We start from the raw sequence: 25,571 nt of genomic DNA, 5'->3' as shown, positions 1-25,571 counted from the left end.
TTCCGCATCACGCCGCCACCGGGAGCACGGCACACATGATTCGCATCGTCATCACCGGCATCACCGGCCGCATGGGCAGCACGTTGCTCCGCCTGGGGCACGACGCGGAGGGTCTGCGGGTGGTGGGCGGCACGGCGCGTCCGGGCAGCGCTTCGGTGGGGCAGGACGCCGGGGTGGCCACGCGGCTGGGCCCCGTGGGCGTGACGGTGACGGACAGCCTGGAGCGGGCGCTGGACGCGGCGTCCGCGGACGTCGTCATCGACTTCACCAGCGCCGAGCTGAGCGTGGCCCACGCGAAGGTGTGCGCCGCGCGTGGCGTGGCCCTGGTGGTGGGCTCCACCGGCTTCACGCCGGAGGCGTCCGCGGCGCTGGCGGAGAGCGCGAAGGTGGTGCCCATCGTCGCCGCGCCGAACATGTCGGTGGGTGTGAACCTGGTCATCCGCATGGCCGCGGAGCTGGCGCGGGTGCTGGGGCCGGGCTTCGACGTGGAGGTGCTGGAGGCGCACCACCGCATGAAGAAGGACGCGCCCAGCGGCACCGCGCTGCGGCTGGCGGACGTGCTGGCGGAGGCGCTGGGGCGCACGCGGGACGACCTCACCTTCGCCCGGCACGGGCAGATTGGCGCGCGGCCGGCGCGCGAGATTGGTGTGCAGACGCTTCGGGGCGGCGACGTGGTGGGCGAGCACACCGTGTACTTCTTCGGCGAGGGTGAGCGCATCGAGCTCACGCACCGCGCCACCAACCGAGACCAGTTCGCTGCCGGCGCGTTGCGGGCCGCGCGCTGGGTGGCGGGGCGCGCGCCTGGGCTCCATGACATGGCCGACGTGCTCGGCTTCCAGAGGACCGTATGACGACCGCGCGCTACTGCCGCTTCCTGCACGAGGGTCGTGCGCACCATGGCCGGGTGGAGGGCTCCGAGGTGGTGGTGCTCACCGCGGCGCCCTGGGCCGGTGCGAAGGAGACGGGCATCCACCGGTCGCTGTCCTCGCTGACGCTGCTGGTGCCCTCGGACGCGTCGAAGGTGGTCTGCATTGGCCAGAACTACCGCAAGCACGCGGAGGAGATGGGCAAGCCGGTGCCGCCCGAGCCGCTCATCTTCACCAAGCCCTCCACGGCGCTCAACGGCACGGGCTCGCCCATCCGCATCCCCAAGGCGAGCCAGGAGGTGCACTACGAGGCGGAGCTGGCGCTCGTCATCGGCGAGAAGCTGAAGAACGCCGACGAGTCCACCGCCGCGCGCGCCATCTGGGGCCTCACCTGCTTCAATGACGTGACGGCGCGCGACATCCAGCGGCGTGAGGTGCAGCACACGCGCGCCAAGGGCTACGACACCTTCGCGTGCGCGGGCCCGTGGGCAGTGACGGGGCTGTCCCCCGACGACCTCCAGATTCAGTGCCGGGTGAACGGGCAGGTGCGGCAGGACAGCCGGACGTCCGACATGATTTTCAGTCCCGCTCGCCTGGTGTCCTTCATCTCCCACATCATGACGCTGCTGCCCGGGGACATGGTGAGCACCGGGACGCCGTCGGGGGTGGGGAAGCTGTCGCCTGGCGACACGGTGGAAGTGGAGCTGGAGGGAATCGGAACCCTGGTGAACCCTGTTGAGATGGAGCCGTGAGCGACACCGTCTACGTCGGATTGGGTTCCAACGAGGGAGACCGCGAGAACCACCTCGTTGCCGCCCTGTCCGCGCTGTCCCGCATCGATGCGGTGGCGGTGCTCCACTGCTCCTCGCTCTTCGACAGCGCCCCCGTGGGGCCGCCGCAGCCTCGCTACCTCAACGCGGTGGTGGCCCTGGAGTGCGGACTGTCGCCGCAGCGCCTGCTCTGCATCCTCCAGCAGATTGAGAAGGACCTGGGCCGCCGCCGCGACGTGCGCTGGGGCCCGCGCACCATCGACCTGGACATCCTCTTCTGGGAGGGACAGGTGGTGGCTGACCCCACGCTCCAGGTACCTCACCTGGAGCTGCACAAGCGCCGCTTCGCCCTGGAGCCGCTCGTAGAGCTGGCGCCCCACCTGCGTCATCCGGTACTGGGAATGTCGGTGAAGGAGCTCCTCGGGAAACTCGCCCCGCAGGACGTCCGCAGGAGCGAGGCCACGTGGTGGCCCGAAGCGAGCTACTCGAGCAACGACACATGAACCTGTCCCTTGCCCTGGCCACCGCGGCGCTGCTGACCGCCCAGACCCCCTCGACGCTGCCCGCCGGCCACCCGCCCATTCCCCCGGGGACCGAGGCCTCGCCCGCCACCTCGACGATGAAGCCCGCGGGCTCGGCCATGCCGGAGGGCCATCCGCCGACGGAGGGCGTGGCCCCCAGCATCAACCCGGAGCAGCTGCCGCCGGGGCACCCGCCCATGTCGGGCACGGGCCGGGCGCCGCCGTCCGCGGAGGAGCTGCTGCGGCAGCTCGACTCGACGGAGGGGCTGGCGGACCGGGAGAAGACCTTCGAAATCGCCGCGTCGCTGGGGCGCCTGTACTACGTGAATGGCCGCAACGCGGAGGCCATCACCTACCTCCAGCAGGCGCTGGCGCGCGCGAAGCCCACGCGGGAGCTGTTCCTGGCGCAGCGCAAGAAGCTGGGCAAGGCCGCCGTGCCCACCGCGGAGGCCGCGGGCTGTGGCTTCACGGTGAACATGCCGGTGGAGGAGATGCACACCGCCGCGGAGGCGCGCGCGAAGAAGGGTGACACGGCGGGCGCGGCGGCCTGCGCGCGCGCGGCGCTTGCGCCGGTGCTGGACGTGGCGGTGATGGAGGCCAACGCGCACTACCTCTCCAACGACAGCGCCAAGGCGCTGACCGCCTACAACGCCGTGCTGGAGGTGGAGCCCCGGCACGAGGACGCGCTCTACGCGCGCGCGGCGCTGCTCTTCGAGACGAAGGGCGACGACGTCGCGGCGCTGAAGCAGGCCGGCGAGGGCTTCGAGGCGGTGGCGGCCGCACACCCGGATTCGTACCGCGCGCCCATGGCGAAGCGGATGGCCACGCTGGTGGAGGAGACGGTGAAGGCGGGAGGCCGGAAGAAGCTGCTGGCCTCGCGCGCGGAGGACCGCCGCATCCGCCTGTCGCAGGCGCCCGCCGCCGCTGAAGCGGACGCGCCCCGGCCGCTGTCGCAGGAGATGGTGGACGCGGTGAAGAACACCGAGCGCACGCCGGAGCTGGAGCAGGGCCTGGCGAAGCTGGTGGAGGAGGGCGAGGAGCACCTCGCCCAGGGCCGCTACCAGGAGGCGCTCGCCAACTACACGCGCGTGGTGCCCTTCCAGCCGGAGAACGGCCGCGCGAAGGCGGGCATGGCGTGGGCCCTGGTGGGCCTGGATCGCCCCATGGCTGCGCGCGTGTGGGGCGTGGCCGTGCAGTCCGACCCGCTCTCCGTGGAGAAGCTGGGTGACACCCTCAAGGCCAAGGGCGACGAGAAGGGCGCCCGGGCCCTGTGGGAGAAGCTCGCCGCGGACGCGCCGGAATACCCCAACAAGGCCAGCCTCCAGGAGAAGCTGGGGCAGTGACGTCACGGCGGGGCTCCGGCGTGTCAGGCCCGGGCCCCGCTGCGCAGGTGCGTCAGGGCAGGGCCGGTGGCTCGCAGGGCCACCAGGCCGGAGGCGTGGCCCGGTCATCCCAGGTATCGTCCCAGTAGTCGAGCAGCGTGTAGATTTCGCTGTTCGCGACGCTGCAGAAGCGCTCCGGGTGCTTGTTCACCACGAGCACTTCGTCCTGGTTGTGGACGCTCTTATTGCGTCGGCACTCCTGGGTGCTTCCGGCCGGAGGTGGGCTCGCGGTGGCCGCACGCACATTCGGTGCGTACAGGAAGTTGCTGGGGTGCTCGCAGGCCATCTCCTTGAATCGGCCATCTGCCGCGATGGAGATGTTCACCTTCACGCGTCGTTCCGTCAGGAAGCAGCCGTCGAAGTACTGGTGGCCGTCGGGCAGGCTCGGGTCATTCCTGTAGCGGTACGTCACCAGGGAGTAGCCTTGAGGTGGCTCGGGGCAGTCGCTGAACAGCTTTTCGTAGAGCGGGTGAAGCGTGCCCTCCCGATACACAATCCAGTGATACTCCGTCTCTCCTCGCTCGTTTCCCTCCTGGTGCCCAATGACAAGGTCCGGGCTGGACGTCGCCGTGAGGCTGACACGGTCGAGCTGGGAATTGTCGTTGCCATCTACATAGGCCAGCACGTAGGCGACGCCGAGCTTCGAGCCTTCCTCCCCATGCAAGACGCCGGGCTCAGGAAGTCGATGCACGGGCATGTTGAAGGTGTTGGGGAAGCGCCCGTTCACCTTGACGTCCACGGTGCGCCGCTCGAACGTTTGCCTGGGGCTTATCCGCTGGCATTTGCCCATCGCGATATGGAAGGGATTCTCCAGCATGCACTGGAGCGTGGCCTCCGGCCAGTGCTCCCAGTAGAGGGCCGCCCGCAGTTTCTTGGAGCGTGCCTCGTCGAGTGACTCGGCGCCGAGCAGAGTGCCCTCCACTGTGAATAGTGCTTCGTCCTCGGCTTCGTCTCCCATGAGCCCGCCGCAGCCGGCGAGGACCAGCGTGAAAATCGCGGCTCCGAGGGTTGCGTGTGCCTTCCGTTGCGCCATGTCACCTCTCCACATGTGTCGAGGGCTCGCGGAGGTCTTTTTGTCCGCGAGGGCCTCTTGGGTTGCAGGGAGTGAGACGCGGGGCGGGAACTTCGTGGGACATTCCTCAAGAGCTCCAGGTGCTTCCAATCAAGAGGCTGGGCGCTGCCTGCACGCGCAATTGCTGGTCTTCCTTCATCAAGGCCACCCACATGCCCAATCGCAGGAAGAGCCCGGCGCTTGCACCGATGGGGACTTCCGTGGAGACCGCGGCGAAGGTGGCTGCGCCCGCGCCGACGCGCATTCTTTCTGCGGGAAGGTCCAGGCGTCGTCGCTGCGCCGCCTCGAGGCTGGTGGCGCGCTGGAGCACCCCGATGGCACCGCCGCCAACATGCACACTGGTCCAGAGGGAGCCCACGGCACGCGCCAGGCCGACCCCACCCCACAGCCCCAACTCGGCGTGGGCCATCCGCAGTGAGTGTGTGGCCCCTCGATGTCCTCCGAGCGTCAAACCACCTGTGAGAGAGAGCCCTGGCTTCGTGCCCGCGGTTGACTCTCTCGTGAACAGCAGGCCCGCTTGAGGCCCCCAACCGCCCACGTGTGTGGAAGACCTGCCCAAACCCAGTCCGGCTTGAAGCCGCCAGCCCCCCTCCTCCAGGAGCGCACCTTTTCGCTGGTGCAGCGCGAGCGTACGCACCTCAAGCGATGCCGGGTTCAATCGGTGGTGGCTGCCCCAGGGAAGGTAGACCTTGCCGAAGAGCACCTGTGCGCCTCGCCTGACCTGGATGCGATACCGGCCAGAGGACAGCGCAAGCCGTATCGGGGCTTGCGGACGGGGTTCCACTTCCGCCATCACCTGGAGCGTGCGCTCGTCGACCAGCACCACGCTGTCTCCCAGCGCGGCGGGGAGCTCCAGCTGCGCCTGGGCTCGTGCCAGGGTGGTGATGAACAGGTCGCCTTCTCCCGCCAGCTGGCTGGCCAGCTCGGGGTGCTGCACCGCCGCGCTGGAGCCATGAGAGGCCGCGAGGGTGCGGTGGTAGACGTGGCCATAGGCCTCGGTGAGGCTCACTCGCCCGTCGCCGTTCGCGTCCGCGGCGCCACGCAAGCCTGATATCAGGTGATGCGAGAAGTAGGAGCCCTGGAGGCTGTCGGACTCCTGTGCGACTTCGTGCGCGCCTGCGGACGTGATGAGCACCTTCCCCGAAGGGCCCACCTGCCGCACGAAGGAAATGTCGAAGGCAGGCGCGGACGTGAGCCCCTTGGTGCGCCCGCGCACCATGGCGCCGCTGTGGCAGGCGTCCAGTATGGCCACGGTCACCGTGGAGGGAACCTCGGCGAGCAGTCGTTGCAGTTCGGCGAGCGCCAATGCCTCTCCCCCCATGCGGAGCGCGGCGCCGTCTCCATGCCCCGAGTAGTAGAAGAACAGCAACGTGCGTTCTCCCGCACGGCGTGCTTCCTCGATGCGTCCCCGCATCCTCGCCAGGGCGAGCCGTACACTGGCGGGTGCTTCACCTCGCAGGAGAATGCGTCGGTCCTCGGGCACGCCGCCAAGCTGGCCCAGGAGCGCGTCCAGGCGTTCTGCGTCCCGCTCCGCCCAGCGGAGGGGCTCGTCGGTGTCCCGGCCCAGGTTGTGTCCGACGCTGAGCGCGAAGCGACTCTCCGCGGCCGCGGGCCAGGTCGCCAATATCATTCCTACGAGGGCAAGGCAGGTGAGCACTTGCAGGGCCGCCGAGTGCGAGGTGCCGTGGACGCCCTCGCGCGAGTGGCGCGTCACGCCTGGAGCATTCGGAGCGCTTGTCGCACCCGACGTCCAGCCGTGCGCTCGCGCCAACGTGCTGGCCGGGGGGACACGTGCCTCAACCCGCGGCGCGCTCATGGCTGCTCCTTGTGAAGCTCGCGCACGATGTACCGCATCGAGGGAAGCGGTTCGGGCCGAGGGGGAAAGTCCGTCCCCTCCGTTGCCCGCTCCATCCAGTGCAGGACCGTTTCCGACGAGGGCGCGTCGGCCGCATCGGGCGTGAGCACCATCACCAGGGCCTCTCGCTCAGGAGCGGCGTCCAGTTCCAGGCTGCCGGGGAGCACCAGTCGCCCCGGCTTCATCTTCACCGCGCCGCCAGTCTGGGGAAATCCATGCAGCGGCGTCAGGCTGCCGTGGTCGCTCAGGGCCAGCACGTACAGCAAGCCGCCTTCCACATCTTCCACTTCAACTCTCACCCGGTCGCCGGGCCGCAGAACCACGCCAGCGGCTTGTTCGAAGACGGCCTCGCCCCGTTTGACGAGGAGCCGCGCGGTGAGGCCTCCTCGCACGCGCACCCGCTCGCCCTCGTTCGTCTGGGACCGCCATGGAATCACCAACAAGGCGATGAGCGCGCAGAGCGCGAGCGCGGGCTGGACCCACCGGATGAGGGACCGCCAACGGCCCTCGCCCTCCCTTCGCGGCGCCATTCGTGCTCGGAGCGGACCGAAGGGGCGCGTGGCGGTGAAGGCGGCCTGCTCGGCGCGGCGGGTGCGCAGGTGCGCCGCCAGCGCGGGGGATTCGCGCGCCGCGTCCTCCACGCGTCGTGCCTCCTCCGGGGACAGCTCTCCACAGAGGTAGCGCTCAATCATCAGGTCCGGCACGCCCGGAAAGCGTGGGAGGGCAGGGGGGCTCATATGGATACGGTTCCTTTTCCCGGCACGGGATTGGGAGCGACCTCCAGCAGGCGCCGCGCGGTATCGAAGAAGGCCTGGAGCTTTCGCTGCACCGTCTTGCGCGACACGTCGAGCAACGCGGCAATCTGCTCCTGCTCGAGCTCGTCGATGAATCGGTGCGCCACGATGCGCTGGACGTCTTCCGGGCAGTGGGCGAGCACGTGCCGCACCAGGTCCGCCTCCACCAGGAGTCGCTCCAGGGCGGCATCCGGTGAGGTGTGGGCGCCCACCGCGGGCGCGCGGAGGGTGATGGCACTGGCGGCCTCGGTGCGGCGGCGGCGCAGCACAGAGAAGCACTGCCGGTCCGCCACCGTCAGCAGCCAGGACAGGGGGGAGCTGGCGTCACGTACCTGCTTCAGGTGCGCGTGGGCGCGGAGGAACACCTCTTGGGTCATGTCCCACGCCAACGCGTCGTCGCCGAGCAGGCGCCGGCAGCGCCGGTACACGGCTTCACCGTAGCGGCGGTAGTAGCCCTCGGTCTCTTCGACGGTGTTCTCCGGCTCGCGCACGGACGGCCCTCGCCCGGGGCCGCTGGACAGCCCCCCTCGGCCAGTGTCACCCGGTCTGGGTGTCCGAGGGGGCAGGCTCCCGCGAGGCGAGACGCATGACCTTCAGCGCGTGGGACATTTTTCCGGAGGTGGCTTCACCCCTTGACGGGATGTCGCATCCCTGTTCCCTGAGGCAGGCGCTCAGACGAACTTCGCGGCCAGCAGGTCCTGCACGTCCAGCAGGCCCACGGCGCGGCCCTCCACGTCCACCACGGGGAGCTGGTCCACGCGCAGCTCGCGCATCTGCGTGGCTGCGGTGAGCACCAGTGTCTCCGGCGTCACGCAGCGGGGATTCTTCCCCATCAGCTCGCGCACGGGCACGGTGAAGTCCGTGAGGCCCGCCTCCACGCGGCGGCGCAGGTCGCCGTCGGTGAAGATGCCCACCAGCTTGCCCGCCTTGTCCACCACGCAGGCGGCGCCCGGGCGGCCCGGTGTCTTCGTCATCACTCCCACCACCGCGGACAGCGGCGAGGTGTCGCGCACCAGCGGGTTGGCGGGGCCGGTGCGCATCAGCTCGAAGACGCGCTGCACGGAGCGCCCCAGCTTTCCGCCCGGATGCAGCAGCGCGTAGTCCTCCGTGCCGAAGGGCCGCGAGCGCAGCACCGTCATGGCCAGCGCGTCACCCACCGCGTGCAGCGCGGCGGTGGAGGCCGTGGGGACCAGGCCCATGGGGCACGCCTCGGGGATTGCGCCGATGTCCAGCACCACGTCCGCGGCGCGCCCCAGCGGGCTCTTCGCGTCGCCGGTGAGGGCGATGACGGGCGTCTCCATCCGCTTGAAGGAGGGGAGGATGCGGATGAGCTCCTCCGTGGAGCCGCTGTTGGACAGCGCGAGGATGACATCGCCGCGCCCCACGCGGCCCAGGTCGCCGTGCACCGCCTCCGCCGGGTGCAGGTACACCGAGCGGATGCCGGTGGACGCCAGCGTGGCGGACAGCTTCTGGCCGATGTGGCCCGCCTTGCCCATGCCGGTGACGACGACCTGTCCCCGGCACTCGCGCACCAGCTGCACGGCGCGGAGGAAGTCGTCGCCCAGGCGCTCCGTCACGCCGAGGATGGCGCGGGCCTCGGCCTCCAGCACGCCGCGCGCGTAGGCGAGCGTCGCCTCCGCGTCAGAGGGAGCGTCAGGTGCCTGGGCAGGGCGGCTGGGGAGGGCGCGCAGGCGGGGCTTCTTGGCGGCGGAGCGAGAGGAGCGGGCCATGTTCTGTGCCCGGCCTTCTACCCTTCACCCCCCCGTGGTGGCCACCCTTGACGCGTGGGGGGGCATCGGTTACGCGCCTGCTCGCCCGGCCTCCAACGGCCGGGGCACATCACCTTCAGGAGAGGGACGAGATGAAGTTCTTCATCGACAGCGCCGACGTGGAGGAGATTCGCAAGGCCCACGCCATGGGCTGCGTGGACGGAGTGACGACCAACCCGTCCCTGCTCGCCAAGGTGGGCCGGGGGCTGGAGGAGACCATCCGCGAAATCTGCTCCATCGTGGACGGCCCCATCAGCGCCGAATGTGTGTCCATGGAAGCGGACGAGCTCATCAAGGAGGGCCGCTCCCTGGCGAAGATTCACGACAACGTCGTGGTGAAGATTCCCATGGGCGTGGAGGGCATGAAGGCCACCAAGGCGCTCACCGCCGAGGGCATCCGCACCAACGTCACGCTCGTCTTCTCCGCCAACCAGGCCCTGCTGTGCGCCAAGGCCGGCGCCACCTACGTGTCGCCCTTCGTGGGGCGCCTGGACGACATCTCCCAGGACGGCATGGAGCTCATCTCCAACATCCTGGAAATCTACCGGAACTACGAGCACTTCAACACGCAGGTGCTGGTGGCCAGCGTGCGCAACCCGGTGCACGTGCTCCAGGCCGCCCGCATGGGCGCGGACGTGGCCACGCTGCCCTACAACGTCATCACCCAGCTGGCCAACCACCCGCTCACCGACGCGGGCATCAAGAAGTTCCTGGCCGACTGGGAGAAGGTCCCCAAGGCGGCCAAGCCCCCCGCGGCCAAGTAACCCACCGGAAAATCAAGTTTCATGGCCCTTTTTCCAGGCTCCACCCCCCAGGCGGGGGTGGGGCTTTTCTTTTCGAGAAGATGGGGCCCTGCCCACCTCCGGCACCAAGCGGGTTGCGCTGGCGATTTCGCGCCGTGGCATGTATTCGTTGACTCCCGAGTCAATACGCCAACGGAGGCACGAGGGCCCCATGGAATTCCAGCTCACCGACGCCCAGCGCGCGCTGCAGGAGGCAGCTCGCAAGTTCGCACGTGAAGTGATTCGTCCCAAGGCCGCGCACTACGACGAGACGGCCACCTTCCCTCGGGATTTGTTGACGGCGGCATGGGAGCTGGGCCTGCTCAACATGGCCATCCCCGCCGAGTACGGCGGCGTGGGTTTGTCCCACCTGGAGCAGGTCATCGTCGCCGAGGAGCTGAGCTGGGGCTGTGCGGGCGTGGCGACGTCCATCATCGCCAACGACCTGGCCAACCTGCCCATCATCCTCCACGCGACGGACGAGCAGAAGAAGCGCCTGCTGTCGCACTTCGGGGAGAAGGTGAAGTTCTCCTCGTTCTGCCTCACGGAGCCGGAGGCGGGCAGCGACGTGGCCAACATGCAGACCACGGCGCGGCGCGAGGGTGACCACTACGTCATCAACGGCGCCAAGTGCTTCATCACCAACGGCGGCCACGCCGAGCAGTACACGGTGTTCGCCACCGTCGACAAATCCAAGAAGCACAAGGGCATCACCTGCTTCGTGGTGGAGGGCCGGCCCCCCGGTCTCACCGTCAGCAAGCACGAGAACAAGATGGGCCAGCGCGCCAGCGACACCGTGTCGCTGACGTTCGAGGACGTGCGCGTGCCGGTGGAGAACCGCATCGGCGAAGAGGGGCAGGGCTTCGCCATCGCCATGGCCACGCTGGACAACAGCCGTCCGCTGACGGCCATGTTCTCCGTGGGCATCGCCCGGGCCGCGCTCGAGTACTCCATGGAGTACTCTTCGCAGCGCCGCACCTTCGGCAAGCCCATCATCGAGCACCAGGCCATCCAGTTCATGATTGCCGAGATGGCCATGAACACCCACGCGGCGCGCATGCTCACCTACGAGAGCGCGTGGCTGCTGGACGAGGGCAAGCGCAACACCCTCCAGTCCAGCTACGCGAAGTGCTTCGCCGCGGACATGGCGATGAAGGTCGCCACCGACGCCGTCCAGGTGTACGGCGGCTACGGCTACATCAAGGAGTACCCCGTGGAGAAGCTGATGCGCGACGCCAAGCTCATCCAGGTCTACGAGGGCACCAGCCAGGTCCAGCGGCTCGTCATCGCGCGGGAACTGTTCAAGTAGCGCCGCAGCACCGCGTCCGGCGGCCGTTTCCCATTGCCGCCGCGACGCGCCAATGCCTATTAACCCAGGCCGTTCGCGCGCCGAGTCAACCTGGCCCGCCCGGACTGTTTTCCAGATTCCAAACTCCTCCCCGTAAGGAGAAGCACCGCCGTGAAGATTCTCGTCACCGCCAAGCGCGTGGAAGACCCCGAGTCGAAGATCAAGGTCAAGCCGGATGGCTCGGGCATCGTTCAGGAGGGGCTCAAGTACAAGATCAACCCCTTCGATGAAATCGGCGTCGAAGAGGGCCTGCGCCTCGTCGCCAAGCACCAGGGCGAGGTCGTCGTGGTGTCCATCGGTGGCAAGGAGGTGCAGGAGCAGCTGCGCCACGCGCTGGCCATGGGCGCGAACCGCGCGGTGTGGGTGAACCACACGGGCGCGCTGGACCAACTGGGCATCGCCAGCCTGCTCCAGAAGGTGGTGGAGAAGGAGCAGCCGGACCTCGTCATCCTCGGCAAGCAGTCCATCGACGATGACCAGAACCAGGTGGGCCAGTACCTGGCCGAGTTCCTGGGCTGGGGCCAGGCCACGTTCGCCTCCAAGGTGGAGTCCATGGAGAGCGAGCAGGAGAAGAACAAGGTTCCCGCCATCGTCCTCTCCGCCGACAAGAAGAGCGTGCAGGTCATCCGCGAGGTCGACAACGGGCTGGCCACGGTGGAGTGCCAGCTGCCGGCCATCGTCACCACGGACCTGCGCCTCAACCAGCCGCGCTACGCCAGCCTCCCGGGCATCATGAAGGCGAAGAGCAAGCCCATCGAGGAGCTGACGCCGGCCAAGCTGGGCGTGGACGTCACCCCGGCCATCCAGGTGCTGAAGATGTCCTCGCCGCCGCCGCGCAAGGCCGGCATCAAGGTCGAGGACGTTCCGGCCCTGGTGGAGAAGCTGCACAACGAGGCGAAGGTCGTCTGAGCGGCCCTCCCGTTACCTCTTTTCGGAGTCATCCAAATGCCTATCGTTCTCATTGTCGCCGAGCAGCAGCCGGACGGGAACCTCCGCAAGGCCACCCTCAACGCCATCGCCGCCGGCCAGCAGCTGGCCGAGAAGGCCGGTGCTGAGCTGCACATCGCCCTGGTGGGCAAGGACCCCGCGAAGGTCGCCGACGAGCTCAAGGGCTCCGGCGCCAAGGCGGTCCACGTGGGCGCCGCGCCCGAGCTGGAGCACTACCTGGCGGAGACCTACGCGCCCGCCATCGCCGCCCTGGCCCAGGAGCTGAAGGCGGACTTCGTCGGCATGGCGTCCACCGCGCAGGGCAAGGACCTGATGCCGCGCGTGGCCGGCCGCCTGCGTGCCGCCATGGCCACCGACGTCATGGCCTTCAACGGCAGCGGCGCGGACATCACCTTCACCCGCCCCATGTGGGCCGGCAACGTCTTCGCCGAGGTGAAGCTCACCACGCCGGTGAAGGTGTTCACCGTGCGCGCCACCGAGTTCTCCCCGGCCGCGGGTGGCCAGGGCGCCGCCGAGGTGAAGGCCTTCAGCCCGAAGGTCGAGGCCTCCAAGACGAAGTTCGTCGACTTCAAGGAAGTGAAGAGCGCGCGTCCGGAGCTGACCGAGGCGCGCGTGGTCATCTCCGGTGGTCGCGGCACCAAGGGCGACTTCAAGGAGATCGAGGCCCTGGCCGACGACCTGGGCGCCGCGGTGGGCGCGTCCCGCGCGGTGTGCGACGCGGGCTGGGTTCCCAATGACCTGCAGGTCGGCCAGACGGGCAAGGTCGTCGCTCCGGCGCTCTACATCGCGGCGGGCATCAGCGGCGCCATCCAGCACCTGGCGGGCATGAAGAGCTCGAAGACCATCGTCGCCATCAACAAGGACCCCGAGGCCCCCATCTTCCAGGTGGCGGACTACGGCATGGTGGCGGACCTCTTCAAGGTGCTGCCCGAGCTGCGCGCGGAGCTGGCGAAGCTGAAGTAGTCACCCGGGACACGCGCGTGTCCTCGCAAGGGGCGACGTGGGGACTTCCCCGCGCCGCCCCTTCGCATTTCTGGCGGCGAGCGTGCCCTACAGCTCGATTTCGCGCCCCGCGTCGCGAGGCGCCTCCTCCTCGGGCTCCGGGGCTTCGTCCGCGTAGGGCGGCTCGGCGGGCAGTGGCAGCTCGGGCGGCGGCGTCGCGTCGTCGCGGAGCAGGTCGATGACGGTGCCGTCGCGCAGGTGGACGGTGAGGGCGTTGAAGCGCCACGGGCCGTCGCCTCGCTGCTCACCCTGCGCGTGCAGCGTGGCCTCGCCCCGAGGCCCCTCGAGCGGCAGGGAGAACTGCGCGCGCGAGGTCCCGTTGCGCCGGAGCGTCGACGTGCGCCGGGGCAGGCCGCTCTCGATGGGCGTCCCCAGGGCGCGTTGCACTTCCGGGTCCTCGCTGGCGATGGCCACCGCCTCCTGATGGGCCTCGGACCGTCCCAGCGAGGTGAAGCCCAGGTACACGACGAGCATGCCCAGGCAGGCGCACGAGGCCACCAGCCCCAGGCAGCCCAGCGGCGCGGCCCAGCGCCAGTTGCGGCTCCACCAGCCGGGCCGGGGCGCCATCGAACCTTCCTGCACCGTGTCCATGGACGCCTCCGTCGTGCTGCGCGTGCGGCCTCCTCATATTCGCTCCCGCGCCACGCGGAAGGCACCTGCCGCCGCCAACGGTTGGTCTGTGTACCGGGCAACAGGTAGATTTCGCGCGTGCTCGAGAGGGCCGGTGGGCACGTGGGGTTGGGAGCATGCCGTCGCGCAGAGCCTCCTCCGCAGAGGTGCTGTTGGGGGTGCTGGAGGCGTTGCCTCCGGGGCACCGGCTGTGGGTGCGGGGCGCGGGGCGAAGCCTGGCTCCCTTGCTGCGCCCAGGGGACTCGGTGCGGGTGATGCGGTGCGGCCCGGGCCTGCTGGCGCCCGGCGACATCGCGCTGATGCGCCAGGACCGCGAGCTGGTGGCCCAGGTGGTGGTGTCCACCCAGCCGTGGCGGACGGCCTCGCTCCTGGGACTGGCGGACGCGCCCGGGGGCGTGACGCTGGGACGGGTGGTGGCCATCCGGAGGGGCCGCTGGGTGGTGCCGCTGCCCAGGCCCTTCCGCCCGGCGCTGTGGATGGCACAGCGGGCCGCGTCCACGGCGTGGGCTCGGCCCTGGACCCGGCTAATGTCTCAGGGTGTGTGGGACTTTCTCTCTGGGTGGTCACGGCCGCTGCGTCGCCGGCTGGTGGGGCCGCTGGAGATACGGCTGCTCACGGAGGACGACCTGGACGCGCTGCTGGCCTTCGCGCAGGAGCGGCTGGTCGTGTCGCCGGGCTTCCTGCGCCGCCAGCTTCGCGAGCGGTGGGGGGTGTCCGATGCGGGACGCCAGGGCGCGGCGGCGGGGGCCTTTGACGCCCAGGGGCGGCTGTTCGGCTTCGCGTGGATGGACTCCTACCGCCAGGAGGGATTGCAGCTCGAAGGCCCCTGGGTGCGCTCGTTGGTGGTGTCGCCCCGGGTGCGGCGCATGGGCGTGGCCACCGGCCTGCTGCGGACCCTGATGGCGGAGGCGCTGCGGCAGGGCGAGGCATGGCTCTTCGCGGACGTGGATGACGACAACACGGCATCCCTGCGCACGTTCGAGCGGCTGGGCTTCCAGCGGGCGGACGCCGCGCTGACCCAGCAGGCCAACGAGGCCTGGGACGCCTCGGGCCAGTCCAAGCGGCTGGTGGTGATGGAGCGCCGGCTGGGGGCGTGAGCCGCCCGAGGGTTGCGCGGCCGCCCTGGCTGAGCCAAAACGCCTGCGGCCATGGCCGCCACGTTGTCACCGGGCGGCCCCGGCGTCCTCCTCTGCGCTGGAACGCCCGCACCATGAGCACCTCGACGTCCGACATGCTGGGGGGCACCTCGGAGCCTCCATCGCGGTCGCAGCGCCTCCGTGCGGATGGGGCGCTGGCGCTCATCACCTCGTTCTGGGGCATCACCTTCGTGGTGGTGAAGGACGCGCTCGGGCATGGCGACCCGTTCAGCTTCCTCACGCTGCGCTTCCTCGTGGGCGCGACGGTGCTGAGCCTGCTCGCGGGACGGCAGCTGCTGACGCCGCGCAACCTGCGCAGCGGCGCGATGCTGGGCACGTGCCTCTTTCTGGCCTACACGCTGCAAACGGTGGGGCTGGCCACCACCACGCCCTCCCGCTCGGCGTTCATCACCGGGCTGTGCGTGCTGCTCGTGCCGCTGCTGTCCGTGGTGCTCTACCGGAAGTCGCCGAAGCCGACCTCGCTGCTGGGCGTGGGCCTGGCGGCGGTGGGGCTCTATCTCTTCACGCAGCCCGACGCGGGGATGGGCGGTGGCGGCCTGTCGACGGGGGATGTGCTGTCGCTGGGCTGCGCGGTGGCCTATGCGTGTCACATCCTCCTGACGGAGCGGCATGCGCCGAAGCAGGGCGTCATGGGGATGGTGGCGGTGCAGCTCTGGACGGTGGCGCTGCTGTCCGCGCTGTGCCTGCCCTTCGTGGAGCGGCGCGTGGCGTGGCATCCCTCCTTCGTGGGCGCGGTGCTCATCTGTGGCGTGTTCGCCAGCGCGCTGGCCATCAGCATCCAGACGTGGGGACAGGCTCGCACCACGGCGGTGCGCGCGGCGGTCATCTACTCGCTCGAGTCGGTGTTCGCCGCTGTGTACTCGGTGCTGCTGGGCTACGAGACGCTCGGGCCTCGCGAGTGGCTCGGCGGCGCGCTCATCCTGTCGGGCGTGCTGATGTCGGAGGTGGGCGCGGCGGCGTGGCTGTGGTGGCGGGCGCGGGTTGCAGTGCGGTAGCGGCGCTTCCTCGTGCTGCGTCCTGGCGTGGCGGGCCTGGCCACCGGCCGGGCGAGCGGGGCCGCGAAGCGACGCGGGCCATGGGCGCGGGGACGCGCTATACCCGGGGCCCTTCCCATGAGTGTGGAGCTGCGGCGAAACGGGATGCACCTGACGGGCACCCCCCTGTCCCTGGATGCGAAGCGCAAGTCGCCGCTGTGCTTCGTGAGTCACGGGCACTCGGACCACATCGCCCGGCATGAGAGCACCATCGCCACGGCGGCCACGCTGCGCTTCATGGCGCACCGGCTGGGGCCCGTCCGTGAGCCGCGCGCCGTGCCTTTCCGCGAGCCCTTCGAGCTGGGGCCGCTGGTGCTGGAGCTGCTGCCCGCGGGGCACATCCTGGGCAGCGCGCAGCTGCGCGTGACGCGTCCGGATGGGCGCCGCATCGTCTACACCGGGGACCTGAACGTGGCGCCGTCGCTCACCGCGGAGGCGACGGAGGTGGCCGAGTGCGACACGCTCGTCATCGAGTCCACCTTCGGTCATCCGCGCTACCGCTTCCCGCCGCGCGCGGAGGTGCTGGGGCAGGTGGAGGCGTGGCTGCGGGTGCAGCTGGAGCGTGGCGCGGTGCCGGTGCTGCTGGGGTATCCGCTGGGCAAGAGCCAGGAGGCGATGAAGCACCTGGCGGGACGCGGCTTTCCGCTGGTGGCGCACGCCTCCATCTACGAGGTGGCGCAGCTCTACGCGGAGCTGGGCGTGCCGATTGAAAACCTGCGCTGCTACGACGGCCGGGTGGAGCCCGGCGAGGTGCTCTTCTTCCCGCCACACCACGCACGGGGTGGGGCGCTGGCGCCGCTGTGGCCCCGGGCGACGGCGGTGCTGACGGGGTGGGCGGTGGACCGGGGCGCGACGCGGCGCTACGGCGCGGACGTGGCCTTCGCGCTATCGGACCACGCGGACTTCCCGGGGCTGGTGTCCTACGCGAAGTCCACGGGCGCGCGGGAGGTGCTGACGTGTCACGGCTTCGCGGAGGAGCTGGCGCAGGCGCTGCGCGACGCGGGCATGGACGCGCGGCCGCTGGGCGGCAAGCCGCAGCAGCTCGGCTTGTTCTGACAGGCGGTGGCTGAATGCGCTAGTAGCACGGCCATGGCCCGCCAGAAGCCGCAGCTGGAAGGACGCGTCGTGCGCGTCCTCGTGTGTACCGAACGCAAGAGCTTCGTCACGAAGGAGCTGCCCGAGGCGCGGGTGACCTTCGAGGGGCTGGAGGGCGACCGGCACGCGGGCCTGACGCGGGCGGCGGATGTGCGCACGCCGTGGTTCCCCAAGGGGACGCCCATCCGCAACACGCGGCAGCTCTCGCTGGTGTCGACAGAGGAGCTGGCCGAAGTCGCGCAGGCGCTGGGCGTTCCGCGCGTGCTGGCGTCGTGGCTGGGGGCGAACCTGGAAATGGCGGAGGTGCCGCGGCTGACGCACCTGCCGCCGGGCACGCGGCTGTTCTTCCCGGAGGACACGACGCTGGTCGTGGAAGGGGAGAACGAGCCGTGCATCGGCCCCGGGCGCGTCATCGAGGCGCATCATCCGGACGTGCCGAAGCTGGCGAGCCGCTTCGTGAAGGCGGCGTGGCAGCGCCGGGGACTGGTGGCCTGGGTGGAGCGCCCCGGCGTCATCCGCGCGGGAGACACCGTGAAGGTGGTGTTGCCCAGGCCGGTGACGTACGTGCTGCCGGAGCAATGAGGGCCGCGCGGCCCAGGGGGGCCTGACGCCAGAAACACCACGGGGCCGCCAGGCCCGGGAGCGTGTCCCGGACCCCGCGGCCCCGCGGGCCTCGTCCTTCACCGGGCGACTACTCCTCCGGCGACTGGACGATGAGCTTCTCCTTGCCACACACGTCGCAGCGCAGGTGCACGAAGAGGTCGCCGTCGCTCTCCTCGGGCACCTCGCCCTCGGGAACACCCAGCTCCTCCTTCGCCAGCGCCGCCACCTTGCTCGGGATGTCCTCCGCCTTCAGCGACTGGACGTACGTCATCTCCCGGTCGTGGCACTCGCGCGTCTCGGGGCCGGTCAGCCACGACGGCTCCATGCCCTCCGGCAGCCGGCTCACCAGCTCCAGGTTGCTGACGGACTCGGCCAGGTAGGCCAGGCGCCGCAGCCGGGCCTCGTCCGGCAGCGCCGCGAAGACCTGGAAGCCCTCCAGCAGGGCGTTGCGGTCCTCACCCGTGGCCAGCTGCGCCAGCTCCAGCGACGCGTCGCTCGAGTCCAGCGCCTCGTCCCAGTTGTTCTCCGGGGTGAAGCCCGCCTCCAGCAGCGACGTGTAGAGCTGCGTGGCCGCCAGCCGGCGCCGCGCCTCCTGCAGGTGCTCCACGACTTCGTGCGTCAGCCGCAGCTCCAGCAGCGCGCCGGTGGTGCGCGGGTCGATGGAGCCCGTCAGGTCATCCACCTCCACTTCTTCCCGCAGCGCGGCCTTCAGCGTCTGCGCGGCGGAGAAGCGGAACAGGGGCAGCACGCCCACCTCGCGCAGGTACATGGCCGCCACGGGGGCGTCCTTGGCGCCCATCCGCAGCGCCTTCTGCGCGCGGTCCACCACGGCGGGGTCCGCCGCGGGCTTCTTGTTCTCCAGCCGCGTCTTCACCGCCTCGCGGTAGAGCGTCTCCAGCGAGCTGCCCGGCGGCAGCCGCTGCGGCAGGAGCGGCCGCAGGCCCGGCACGTCCAGCACCCACAGCGGCGGTACGCCCAGCCGCTTCAGCCCGCGGAAGAAGAGCGAGCCCGGCGGGTCCTGGGGCCGGAAGGGCGGCAGCTCGTCGCTCGGGGCCTCGCCCTGGAGCGGCGCCGAGGCCTGCACGCCCAGCGCCTTCTCACGCTGCTCACGGGTGAAGGCGGTGATGCCCTGGGCGGGCGGCGGCGGAGGCGGCGGGGCCTCCTCGCCATCCAGACCGACGACGCGGTCCATGTCCACGTCGTCCATCTCGACGTCGTCGAGGCCCTTGGCGCCCGTGAAGTCGCAGCGCAGCAACTTCAGCTTTTCGAACGTCGCGCCTTCCAGGTTCGCGCCCCGGAAGTCGCAGTCCTGGAGTCGGCCGCCGTGGAAGTAGGCGTTGGAGAGGTCCGCGTCCCGGAAGTTGACCTTGGACAGGTCGCACCGGTCCCACTCGGAGCCGATGAGGCCGAGCCCCGACAGGTCCGTGTTGGCGGAGAACAGTTGAGTGAAGGTGGCGCCGGTATGGTCGGTGGCGACCTGGCCGGACTTGCGCATCCGGTTCCATTCCGCCGAGCCACTCTGGAGGAGCTTCTCGATACTGGGGGCTTTCGCCATGGACCGGGGATTATTCGTATGGTCTGGTCCATGCGCCAGCACAAATGATCGAGTACCGAATCGAAGCCGACACCGCCGGGATGCGGCTGGACAAGCATCTGCGCAAGCGGCTCCCCAATGTCCCGGTGAGCCACCTCTTCAAGATGATCCGCACCAAGAAAGTGCGGGTGAACGGGAAGCGTGCGCAACCCGAGCAGTTGCTGTCCGAAGGAGACGTGCTCACCATCCGCGGCGACGAGCAGCAGCTCGTGGGGGCGGAACGTCCGAAAGTGGACCCCCCTCCACCGCCGGTGGACCCCAACCGGTTGGTCATCCTGCGCGAGGACGACTGGCTCATGGCCGTGGACAAGCCCAGTGGAATGGCCGTCCATACCGGAAGCGGCATCACCGGCGGCACGCTGGTGGACTATGTGCGTGCCTACCTGGGGCCCAGGGCCGTGCGCAACGACTTCGCGGCCTCGCCCGCACACCGGCTGGACCGGGAGACGTCCGGCGTCATCCTGGTGGCCAAGCGCCGCCCGGCCATGGTGCACTTCACCGAGGTCTTCACCCACGGCCTGTCCCGCAAGCGCTACCTCACCCTGGTGAAGGGAAAGATGCCCCGCGACTCCGGGGTCATCGACCTGCCCCTGTCGGAGCACCAGCAGACGGCCGAGTCCAAGGCCCGTCGTGGGGTGAACATGCAGGCGGCCGTCACCCGCTGGAAGGTCGTGAAGCAGTCGGGCGAGGCGGCGCTCCTGTCCTGCGCCATCGAGACGGGGCGCACGCATCAGATAAGAAGGCATCTGGCCGCCATCGGACATCCGGTGGCCGGGGACAAGAAGTACGGAGACTTCGCCTTCAACCGCGACGTGCGGGCGCGCTGGGGGCTCAAGAGGCTGTTCCTGCACGCCGAGCGCATCGAATTTCCGCATCCCGAAGGCGGCGCGAAGGTGGCCGTCGAAGCCCCCCTCGCCGTCGAGCTCCGAGATGTGCTCAAGCGGGCCGCCCTGGTGCCCTGACGCCCGCAAGGCTCAAAAGAAACGCGTATGTCCGACCCTAAATCCGCTGACCGCAGCCGCTCGAAGCTGGTGCTGGAGGGTGTCCCGTCCAAGCGCTGGTGGAAGTTCCTCCTGAAGACCGCGGGGTGGCTGGCGCTGACCGGGGCCACGGCTGCCGTGATTGCCGTGACGGCCGTGTACTACGTGTACGCGGATGGACTGCCCGCCATCCCCAAGGTGGACGAGTACTGGCCGCCCATCGTCACCGAGGTCTACACCGATGACGCGGTGCTCGCCGGCGAGTTCTACCAGGAGCGCCGCAAGGTGGTGCCCTACGAGCGGATTCCGAAGCGCCTGGTGCAGGCCTTCATCGCCTCGGAGGACTCCAGCTTCTTCGACCACTTCGGCGTGGACGTGCTGGGCACCGCGCGCGCCGGCTTCAAGACGATTGCCTCCAAGCTGGGCCTGCGCTCCGGCGGCATCCAGGGCGGCTCCACGCTGACGCAGCAGACCGCGAAGGCGGTGCTCATCTCCGCGGAGGGCTACAAGTCCGCCACCGCGAAGACCATCACCCGCAAGATTCGCGAGGCCATCCTCGCCTTCCGGCTGGAGCAATCGCTGACGAAGGAGGAGATTCTCTACCTCTACCTCAACAACGTCTTCCTCGGGCACCACAGCTACGGCGTGCAGAGCGCGGCGGAGAACTACTACCGCAAGGACGTGCGCGACCTGACGCTGGGCGAGATGACGCTCATCGCCGGTCTGCCGCAGGCTCCCAGCCGCTACTCGCCCTTCCTGCGCCCGGACGCGGCCCGCAAGCGCCGCTCCTACGTGCTGCGCCGCATGCTGGCGGAAGGCATGATTTCGCAGGCCGAGCACGACACCGCCAACGCCGAAGAGGTGAAGGTGTACCCCGTGGAGGACGTCTTCCACGAGTTCGCGCCGTACTTCGTGGAGCAGGTGCGCAAGGACGTGGTGGACCGGTACGGCAACCCCGTGCTGCTCAAGGACGGCCTCAAGATCTTCACCACCATGGACAGCGAGCGCCAGCGCGCCGCGCAGGACGCGGTGCTCCATGGCCTGCTGGCGGTGGACAAGCGCCAGGGCTGGCGCGGCCCGGTGGAGCAGCTCACGTCGAAGGAGGCCATCCAGTCCTTCATCGACCGCTCGAAGAAGGTCATGGGCTCGCAGGAGCTGGTGGAGAACCGGCTCTACGTGGGCGTCGTCACCGCCATCGACTCGGACGGCAAGGGCGCCGACGTGCAGGTGGGCCCGCACAAGGGCCGGCTGCCGCTGCTGGGCATGCGCTGGGCGCGCAAGGTGAACCCGGAGGGCTACTACCCGGCGATGATGATCTCCTCGGTGAAGCGGGCCATCTCCGAGGGCGACGTCATCGTGCTGCGCCACGTGACGAAGAAGGACCTGACGGACGACAAGGAGCAGTGGGACAAGAAGCTCGCGGACGAAATCCCCAATGAGGGCGTGAAGCTCTTCCGCCTGGAGCAGACGCCCGAGGCGCAGAGCGCGCTCGTCTCCATCGATCCCCACCGCCAGTACCTCACCGCGATGGTGGGCGGGTACGACTTCGATGACAACGAGTTCAACCGCGCGTTCCAGGCGTGCCGCCAGCCGGGCAGCTCGTTCAAGCCCTTCGTGTACTCGGCGGCGCTGGAGCAGCTCAACTGGACCGAGGCCACCATCATCGTCGACTCGCCCATCGTCGAGCACGACCCGGACAACAAGGTGTCCTGGAAGCCGGCCAACTACAGCGAGGAGTTCGTGGGTGACGTGCTGCTGCGCACGGCGATGATCAACTCGATGAACATCCCCGCCGTGAAGACGTTCGGCGCGGTGGGCGTGCACAACATGGCGGCGTGGAGCCAGAAGCTGGGCATCACCACGCCCATGAACATGGACTTCTCCGCCGCGCTGGGTTCGTCGTGCGTGTACCCGGTGGACCTGGCCAACGCCTACGCCACCTTCAACCGCTACGGCCGCAAGAAGCCCACGTACTTCATCCGCAAAATCGAGGACCGCTGGGGGCGCACGCTGGAGGACCACACCGCCTTCGACGATGCGTGGGCGCCCCTGCAGGACCGCGTGGCCGCTGGCTACGCGCGGCTCTTCGAGCCGGGTGAGCAGGTGATGAGCCCGGAGTCCGGCTTCATCCTCACGCACCTCCTGCGCGGCGTGGTGCTCCAGGGCACCGGTGGCCCGGCGCAGCGCCTGGGCAAGCCGGCCGCGGGCAAGACGGGCACCACCAACGACTCCTTCGACGCGTGGTTCGCCGGCTACACCCGCGACCTGGTCACGGTGGCGTGGGTGGGCTACGACCTGAACCCGCACCCGCTGGGCCGCTACGAGACGGGCGGCCGCGCCGCGCTCCCCATCTGGCTCAACTACATGAAGCGCGCGCTGGAGGGCCGGCCGCAGTCCGAGTTCTACCCCTGGCAGTCCATGGACCTGGTGCGGCTCCACATCGACAAGAAGACGGGCAAGATCGCGCCGGCCGGCGCCACGGGCTCGGAGTTGATGTTCTTCAAGAAGGGCACCGAGCCGAAGGACGCGGTGCCCGACAAGAACACGGTCGACGTGGACCAGTTCATGATGGGCGCGCAGTAGCGCGGAAGTCCCGGGCCGGCGCCAGGTGCCGCTCCAGCGCCTGGCGCAGGGAGGCGGCGTCCGGCCCCGCCTCCAGCACCGAGCGCGTGGCGGTGGGGATGACCTGCGCCTCGCGCCCGGCGAACAGGCGCTTCAGGTCGTCGAAGCCCGCGCCCTGCGCGCCGATGCCGGGGGTGAGCAGCAGCGCGCCGCCGAGCCGCTCGACGACGCCGCGGTCCGAGTCCGGCAGGGTGGCGCCCATGACGGCGCCCGCCACCGGGGGCGCGTCCGTGCCGGGCTTCTCGTTGAACGCGCGGATGCCGTCGGCCAGGGCCTCGGCCACGGTGCGGCCGTCCTCGCCGCGGGAGTTCTGGAGCGACGTGCCCTCCGGGTTGGAGGAGCGCACCACCAGGAAGGCCGCCGCGCCGGATGCGCGCGCCCGCTCCAGCGTCTTCAGCAGGGCGCCCAGGCCCAGGTACGCGGAGAAGGTGGCCGCGTCCGCTTCATAGGCACTGCCCTCGCCGAACACCGTCTCCGCGTAGGCGTCCATGGTGGAGCCGATGTCGCCGCGCTTCACGTCCAGCAGGGTGAGGGTGCCCACCGACTTGAAGCGCCGCATCAGGTCCTGGAGCACCTGGAGGCCGGCGGGGCCGTGGCGCTCGAAGAAGGCGCTCTGCGGCTTCACCACCGCCAGGGAGTCCCCCGCCGCGTCGGCCACGCGCTCGCAGAAGTCGCGCAGGCCCTGGGCGTTGTCGGGCAGGCCCCAGCGGGAGAGCAGGTCCTTCGAGGGGTCGATGCCGAGGCAGAACGGCGAGCGCTGCTCGGCCAGCTGGCGGAAGCGGTGGGCGAAGGGCAGGGGCGTCGTCACGGGGCGTCTCCGGACAAGGGGAAGGTCAGCGCAGCCGCCGCGCGGCCGCGTCGAAGAGGGGGTTGGGCAGCACCTTCGCCAGGCGCGTGGGCACCGCGAGCTGCCAGGGGAAGGACACCTCCGCGTCGCCCCGGATGATGCCCTTGCCCATCAGCTCCACCGCGTCATGCGTCTCCATCAGGAAGGGCATGGGGAAGTTGTTGGTGGCCGTCAGCTCGCTCTTCACGAAGCCCGGGTAGATGCAGGTGACGCGCACGCCGGTGCCGCGCAGGTCCACGCGCAGGCTCTCCATGAAGGTGGCCAGGAAGGCCTTGGACGCGGAGTAGGCCGCATGGCCCGCCAGGCCCCGGAAGCCAGCGAGGCTGGAGACGCCCACCAGGTGCCCGCGCTTGCGTTCCACCATGTTGGGCAGCACCGCGCACAGCGTGGCGGCGGCGCCGGTGACGTTGGTGTCGATGATGCCGCGCACGCGCTCCCACGGGAGGCGCTTCGCGTTCGTGGTGCCACCGACGCCGGCGTTGGCCACCACCAGGTCCAGGCCGCCGCACTCCGCGTCGAGCGCGCGGATGCGCTCCATCGTAGCGTCCGTCTTCGTGACGTCCATCTCCACCGGTTCAATGGTGACGCCCGCGGCCTGGGCCTCGGCCGTCAGGGCCTGGAGCTGTGGCAGGCGGCGTCCCGTGGCGAACACGCGCACGCCGCGCTTCGCGAGCCACAATGCCAGTCCGCGCCCCAGGCCGCTCGAGGCACCCGTCACCAGGGCTGTCCGGTAGCTCATCTCCGCCATGCAGTCCTCCCGTGTGCTGGTGGGGCTTCTCGCATGGTTGCCGGTGGATGAACAGCGGCGTGCGGCGCGAGGCGCCGTCCACCGCGCAGCTACACGCGGGGCCAGTAAGGCCGCAGCACCTCGCGGCTGGCCCTGAGCGCGTCCCGCGCGTCCGCGTGCGTGTCCCCGGTGGGGAAGCTGTCCTTGCGTCCGGCGAGCACCTCCACGCAGGCATGCACGGACTGCGACAGGCCCTCCAGCGAGTAGCCGCCCTCCAGCAGCAGCACCAGCCGGCCCTGGCAGACGCTGTCGGCCAGGGACCTCATCGCCGAGCACATGGCCGCGAAGCCGCGCTCGCTGACGTCCATGCCGCCAATCGGGTCATGCTGGTGCGAGTCGAAGCCCGCGGACACCAGGATGAGCTGGGGCTGGAACGCGTCCGCCACGGGGAGCAGCAGCTCGTTGAAAATCATCCCGTAGTCCGCGTCCGAGTTGCCGCCCGGCAGGCCCACGTTGACGGTGTAGCCCTCGCCCTCGCCCTGGCCCACCTCGGGGGCCGCGCCCGTGCCGGGGTAGTAGGGGAACTGGTGCACCGACTGGTACATGACGTCCCGGCGGCCCCAGAAGGCCGCCTGCGTGCCGTTGCCATGGTGCACGTCCCAGTCGAGCACCAGCACGCGCTCGGCGCCCAGCCGCCGGCCGGCCTCGGCGGCGATGGCCGCGTTGTTGAGCAGGCAGAAGCCCATGGCCCTGTCGGGCTCGGCGTGGTGGCCGGGCGGACGCACCAGCGCGAAGGCGTTGCGGACCTCCCCCCTCATCACCGCCTCCACCGCCTGGACGGAGGCGCCCGCGGCGAGCCGCGCCGCGTCGATGCTGTCGGGTGACACCTGGGTGTCCGGGTCGATCTGCGCCCGGTGCCCGCTCAGGCGCTTCAGGTACGCGAGCAGCTCCGGCGTGTGGACCGCCGCCAGCTCCGCGTCCGTGGCCGAGCGCGGCGCGGTCATCACCGTGCCCTTCACCGGCGTGCTCGCCAGCACCCCGAGGATGCGCCGCAGCCGCGAGGGTGACTCGGGGTGGCCCTGCCCGGGGTCATGCTGGAAGAAGAGGGGGTCCGTCAGTAGCAGGGTGGAGGACATCGGGAAGACCTTACGCATCCGCGAGGCGGGAAGTCAG

General features: G+C 70.0%; 24 protein-coding genes. 14 read left to right on the top strand and 10 right to left on the bottom strand.

Going from position 1 to position 25,571, the window contains the following annotated elements:
* Positions 1 to 35 precede the first annotated feature (35 nt).
* From dapB to VZL07_RS06105, 4 genes are read left to right on the top strand one after another with little or no spacing between them, the layout of a single operon-like run.
* Entirely contained in the window at positions 36 to 851 is an 816-nt protein-coding gene (gene dapB, locus VZL07_RS06120; protein ID WP_426754400.1) for a 4-hydroxy-tetrahydrodipicolinate reductase, read from the top strand.
* Positions 848 to 1,618, top strand: a complete 771-nt coding sequence (locus VZL07_RS06115) for a fumarylacetoacetate hydrolase family protein (protein WP_426754399.1) — start codon at positions 848 to 850, stop codon at positions 1,616 to 1,618. The genes dapB and VZL07_RS06115 overlap by 4 nt, the downstream gene beginning before the upstream one ends.
* Positions 1,615 to 2,139: a 2-amino-4-hydroxy-6-hydroxymethyldihydropteridine diphosphokinase gene (gene folK / locus VZL07_RS06110; RefSeq protein WP_426754398.1), complete on the top strand. Its 525-nt coding sequence runs from the start codon at positions 1,615 to 1,617 to the stop codon at positions 2,137 to 2,139. The genes VZL07_RS06115 and folK overlap by 4 nt, the downstream gene beginning before the upstream one ends.
* On the top strand, positions 2,136 to 3,500 hold the full coding sequence (locus VZL07_RS06105; RefSeq protein ID WP_426754397.1) for a hypothetical protein: 1,365 nt from the start codon (positions 2,136 to 2,138) through the stop codon (positions 3,498 to 3,500). The genes folK and VZL07_RS06105 overlap by 4 nt, the downstream gene beginning before the upstream one ends.
* A gap of 52 nt (positions 3,501 to 3,552) precedes the next feature.
* On the opposite strand, the gene VZL07_RS06100 is transcribed toward VZL07_RS06105, so the two are convergent.
* The 5 genes from VZL07_RS06100 to VZL07_RS06080 form a co-directional block, all read right to left on the bottom strand.
* Entirely contained in the window at positions 3,553 to 4,572 is a 1,020-nt protein-coding gene (locus VZL07_RS06100; RefSeq protein ID WP_426754396.1) for a hypothetical protein, read from the bottom strand.
* Between the two features lie 106 nt (positions 4,573 to 4,678).
* On the bottom strand, positions 4,679 to 6,235 hold the full coding sequence (locus tag VZL07_RS06095; protein WP_426754395.1) for a caspase family protein: 1,557 nt from the start codon (positions 6,233 to 6,235) through the stop codon (positions 4,679 to 4,681).
* A gap of 188 nt (positions 6,236 to 6,423) precedes the next feature.
* Positions 6,424 to 7,203, bottom strand: a complete 780-nt coding sequence (locus VZL07_RS06090) for a hypothetical protein (protein ID WP_426754394.1) — start codon at positions 7,201 to 7,203, stop codon at positions 6,424 to 6,426.
* Entirely contained in the window at positions 7,200 to 7,751 is a 552-nt protein-coding gene (locus VZL07_RS06085; RefSeq protein ID WP_426754393.1) for an RNA polymerase sigma factor, read from the bottom strand. Before VZL07_RS06085 ends, VZL07_RS06090 begins: the two co-directional genes overlap by 4 nt.
* Positions 7,752 to 7,931: 180 nt before the next feature.
* On the bottom strand, positions 7,932 to 8,990 hold the full coding sequence (locus VZL07_RS06080) for a KpsF/GutQ family sugar-phosphate isomerase (RefSeq protein ID WP_426754392.1): 1,059 nt from the start codon (positions 8,988 to 8,990) through the stop codon (positions 7,932 to 7,934).
* Between the two features lie 131 nt (positions 8,991 to 9,121).
* On the opposite strand from VZL07_RS06080, the gene fsa reads away from it, so the two are divergent.
* The 4 genes from fsa (at position 9,122) to VZL07_RS06060 (ending at position 13,070) form a co-directional block, all read left to right on the top strand.
* Positions 9,122 to 9,793: a fructose-6-phosphate aldolase gene (gene fsa, locus VZL07_RS06075; RefSeq protein WP_426754391.1), complete on the top strand. Its 672-nt coding sequence runs from the start codon at positions 9,122 to 9,124 to the stop codon at positions 9,791 to 9,793.
* A 190-nt stretch (positions 9,794 to 9,983) separates the two neighbouring features.
* Entirely contained in the window at positions 9,984 to 11,120 is a 1,137-nt protein-coding gene (locus tag VZL07_RS06070; RefSeq protein WP_426754390.1) for an acyl-CoA dehydrogenase family protein, read from the top strand.
* 150 nt (positions 11,121 to 11,270) lie between these two features.
* A complete protein-coding gene (locus tag VZL07_RS06065; protein WP_426754389.1) occupies positions 11,271 to 12,068 on the top strand; it encodes an electron transfer flavoprotein subunit beta/FixA family protein in 798 nt (265 codons plus the stop codon).
* 36 nt (positions 12,069 to 12,104) lie between these two features.
* The gene (locus VZL07_RS06060) at positions 12,105 to 13,070 is read left to right on the top strand and encodes an electron transfer flavoprotein subunit alpha/FixB family protein (protein ID WP_426754388.1); all 966 of its coding nucleotides are present in this window, start codon (positions 12,105 to 12,107) and stop codon (positions 13,068 to 13,070) included.
* Positions 13,071 to 13,157: 87 nt separating this feature from the next.
* On the opposite strand, the gene VZL07_RS06055 is transcribed toward VZL07_RS06060, so the two are convergent.
* Positions 13,158 to 13,700 (bottom strand): cytochrome c oxidase assembly factor Coa1 family protein, encoded by a 543-nt coding sequence (locus VZL07_RS06055; RefSeq protein ID WP_426754387.1) that lies wholly within the window; start codon positions 13,698 to 13,700, stop codon positions 13,158 to 13,160.
* A gap of 155 nt (positions 13,701 to 13,855) precedes the next feature.
* Between VZL07_RS06055 and VZL07_RS06050 the strand changes: the two genes are divergently transcribed.
* From VZL07_RS06050 to VZL07_RS06035, 4 genes are all read left to right on the top strand, one after another.
* Complete coding sequence (locus VZL07_RS06050; protein ID WP_426754386.1) at positions 13,856 to 14,836, top strand: N-acetyltransferase family protein; 981 nt, start codon at positions 13,856 to 13,858, stop codon at positions 14,834 to 14,836.
* Positions 14,837 to 14,949: 113 nt separating this feature from the next.
* On the top strand, positions 14,950 to 15,891 hold the full coding sequence (locus VZL07_RS06045; RefSeq protein WP_426754385.1) for a DMT family transporter: 942 nt from the start codon (positions 14,950 to 14,952) through the stop codon (positions 15,889 to 15,891).
* Positions 15,892 to 16,008: 117 nt separating this feature from the next.
* Positions 16,009 to 16,986: an MBL fold metallo-hydrolase gene (locus tag VZL07_RS06040; RefSeq protein ID WP_426754384.1), complete on the top strand. Its 978-nt coding sequence runs from the start codon at positions 16,009 to 16,011 to the stop codon at positions 16,984 to 16,986.
* Between the two features lie 33 nt (positions 16,987 to 17,019).
* Positions 17,020 to 17,607 (top strand): MOSC domain-containing protein, encoded by a 588-nt coding sequence (locus VZL07_RS06035; protein WP_426754383.1) that lies wholly within the window; start codon positions 17,020 to 17,022, stop codon positions 17,605 to 17,607.
* Between the two features lie 109 nt (positions 17,608 to 17,716).
* On the opposite strand, the gene VZL07_RS06030 is transcribed toward VZL07_RS06035, so the two are convergent.
* Positions 17,717 to 19,183 (bottom strand): pentapeptide repeat-containing protein, encoded by a 1,467-nt coding sequence (locus VZL07_RS06030; RefSeq protein ID WP_426754382.1) that lies wholly within the window; start codon positions 19,181 to 19,183, stop codon positions 17,717 to 17,719.
* Positions 19,184 to 19,227: 44 nt separating this feature from the next.
* On the opposite strand from VZL07_RS06030, the gene VZL07_RS06025 reads away from it, so the two are divergent.
* Together VZL07_RS06025 and VZL07_RS06020 are read left to right on the top strand one after the other, a co-directional pair.
* Positions 19,228 to 20,184, top strand: coding sequence for an RluA family pseudouridine synthase (locus VZL07_RS06025; RefSeq protein ID WP_426754381.1), 957 nt, complete (start codon positions 19,228 to 19,230; stop codon positions 20,182 to 20,184).
* A 27-nt stretch (positions 20,185 to 20,211) separates the two neighbouring features.
* A complete protein-coding gene (locus VZL07_RS06020; protein ID WP_426754380.1) occupies positions 20,212 to 22,785 on the top strand; it encodes a penicillin-binding protein 1A in 2,574 nt (857 codons plus the stop codon).
* Here VZL07_RS06020 and pyrF read toward each other — a convergent pair.
* The 3 genes from pyrF to VZL07_RS06005 form a co-directional block, all read right to left on the bottom strand.
* Positions 22,766 to 23,632, bottom strand: a complete 867-nt coding sequence (gene pyrF / locus VZL07_RS06015) for an orotidine-5'-phosphate decarboxylase (RefSeq protein ID WP_426754379.1) — start codon at positions 23,630 to 23,632, stop codon at positions 22,766 to 22,768. The two genes, VZL07_RS06020 and pyrF, sit on opposite strands and share 20 nt — an antisense overlap.
* Positions 23,633 to 23,657: 25 nt before the next feature.
* Positions 23,658 to 24,419 carry an SDR family oxidoreductase gene (locus VZL07_RS06010; protein ID WP_426754378.1) on the bottom strand — a complete coding sequence of 254 codons (762 nt, stop codon included), beginning with the start codon at positions 24,417 to 24,419 and terminating at the stop codon, positions 23,658 to 23,660.
* Positions 24,420 to 24,508: 89 nt separating this feature from the next.
* Entirely contained in the window at positions 24,509 to 25,534 is a 1,026-nt protein-coding gene (locus VZL07_RS06005; RefSeq protein WP_426754377.1) for a histone deacetylase family protein, read from the bottom strand.
* Positions 25,535 to 25,571 lie beyond the last annotated feature (37 nt).

It is taken from the genome of Pseudomyxococcus flavus (assembly GCF_050038885.1).
GTDB lineage: Bacteria > Myxococcota > Myxococcia > Myxococcales > Myxococcaceae > Myxococcus > Myxococcus flavus.
The sequence above is the reverse complement of the archived record's forward strand: the minus strand, read 5'-3'. Positions and strand labels throughout refer to the sequence as shown.

Excerpts from the sequence above, each read along its gene's own strand:
- dapB (WP_426754400.1), top strand. The coding sequence starts at position 36 with ATGATTCGCATCGTCATCACCGGCATCACCGGCCGCATGGGCAGCACG.
- VZL07_RS06115 (WP_426754399.1), top strand. The coding sequence starts at position 848 with ATGACGACCGCGCGCTACTGCCGCTTCCTGCACGAGGGTCGTGCGCAC.
- VZL07_RS06105 (WP_426754397.1), top strand. The coding sequence starts at position 2,136 with ATGAACCTGTCCCTTGCCCTGGCCACCGCGGCGCTGCTGACCGCCCAG.
- VZL07_RS06100 (WP_426754396.1), bottom strand. The coding sequence starts at position 4,572 with ATGGCGCAACGGAAGGCACACGCAACCCTCGGAGCCGCGATTTTCACG.
- VZL07_RS06090 (WP_426754394.1), bottom strand. The coding sequence starts at position 7,203 with ATGAGCCCCCCTGCCCTCCCACGCTTTCCGGGCGTGCCGGACCTGATG.
- VZL07_RS06080 (WP_426754392.1), bottom strand. The coding sequence starts at position 8,990 with ATGGCCCGCTCCTCTCGCTCCGCCGCCAAGAAGCCCCGCCTGCGCGCC.
- fsa (WP_426754391.1), top strand. The coding sequence starts at position 9,122 with ATGAAGTTCTTCATCGACAGCGCCGACGTGGAGGAGATTCGCAAGGCC.
- VZL07_RS06070 (WP_426754390.1), top strand. The coding sequence starts at position 9,984 with ATGGAATTCCAGCTCACCGACGCCCAGCGCGCGCTGCAGGAGGCAGCT.
- VZL07_RS06060 (WP_426754388.1), top strand. The coding sequence starts at position 12,105 with ATGCCTATCGTTCTCATTGTCGCCGAGCAGCAGCCGGACGGGAACCTC.
- VZL07_RS06055 (WP_426754387.1), bottom strand. The coding sequence starts at position 13,700 with ATGGACACGGTGCAGGAAGGTTCGATGGCGCCCCGGCCCGGCTGGTGG.
- VZL07_RS06050 (WP_426754386.1), top strand. The coding sequence starts at position 13,856 with ATGCCGTCGCGCAGAGCCTCCTCCGCAGAGGTGCTGTTGGGGGTGCTG.
- VZL07_RS06045 (WP_426754385.1), top strand. The coding sequence starts at position 14,950 with ATGAGCACCTCGACGTCCGACATGCTGGGGGGCACCTCGGAGCCTCCA.
- VZL07_RS06040 (WP_426754384.1), top strand. The coding sequence starts at position 16,009 with ATGAGTGTGGAGCTGCGGCGAAACGGGATGCACCTGACGGGCACCCCC.
- VZL07_RS06035 (WP_426754383.1), top strand. The coding sequence starts at position 17,020 with ATGGCCCGCCAGAAGCCGCAGCTGGAAGGACGCGTCGTGCGCGTCCTC.
- VZL07_RS06030 (WP_426754382.1), bottom strand. The coding sequence starts at position 19,183 with ATGGCGAAAGCCCCCAGTATCGAGAAGCTCCTCCAGAGTGGCTCGGCG.
- VZL07_RS06025 (WP_426754381.1), top strand. The coding sequence starts at position 19,228 with ATGATCGAGTACCGAATCGAAGCCGACACCGCCGGGATGCGGCTGGAC.
- VZL07_RS06020 (WP_426754380.1), top strand. The coding sequence starts at position 20,212 with ATGTCCGACCCTAAATCCGCTGACCGCAGCCGCTCGAAGCTGGTGCTG.
- VZL07_RS06010 (WP_426754378.1), bottom strand. The coding sequence starts at position 24,419 with ATGGCGGAGATGAGCTACCGGACAGCCCTGGTGACGGGTGCCTCGAGC.
- VZL07_RS06005 (WP_426754377.1), bottom strand. The coding sequence starts at position 25,534 with ATGTCCTCCACCCTGCTACTGACGGACCCCCTCTTCTTCCAGCATGAC.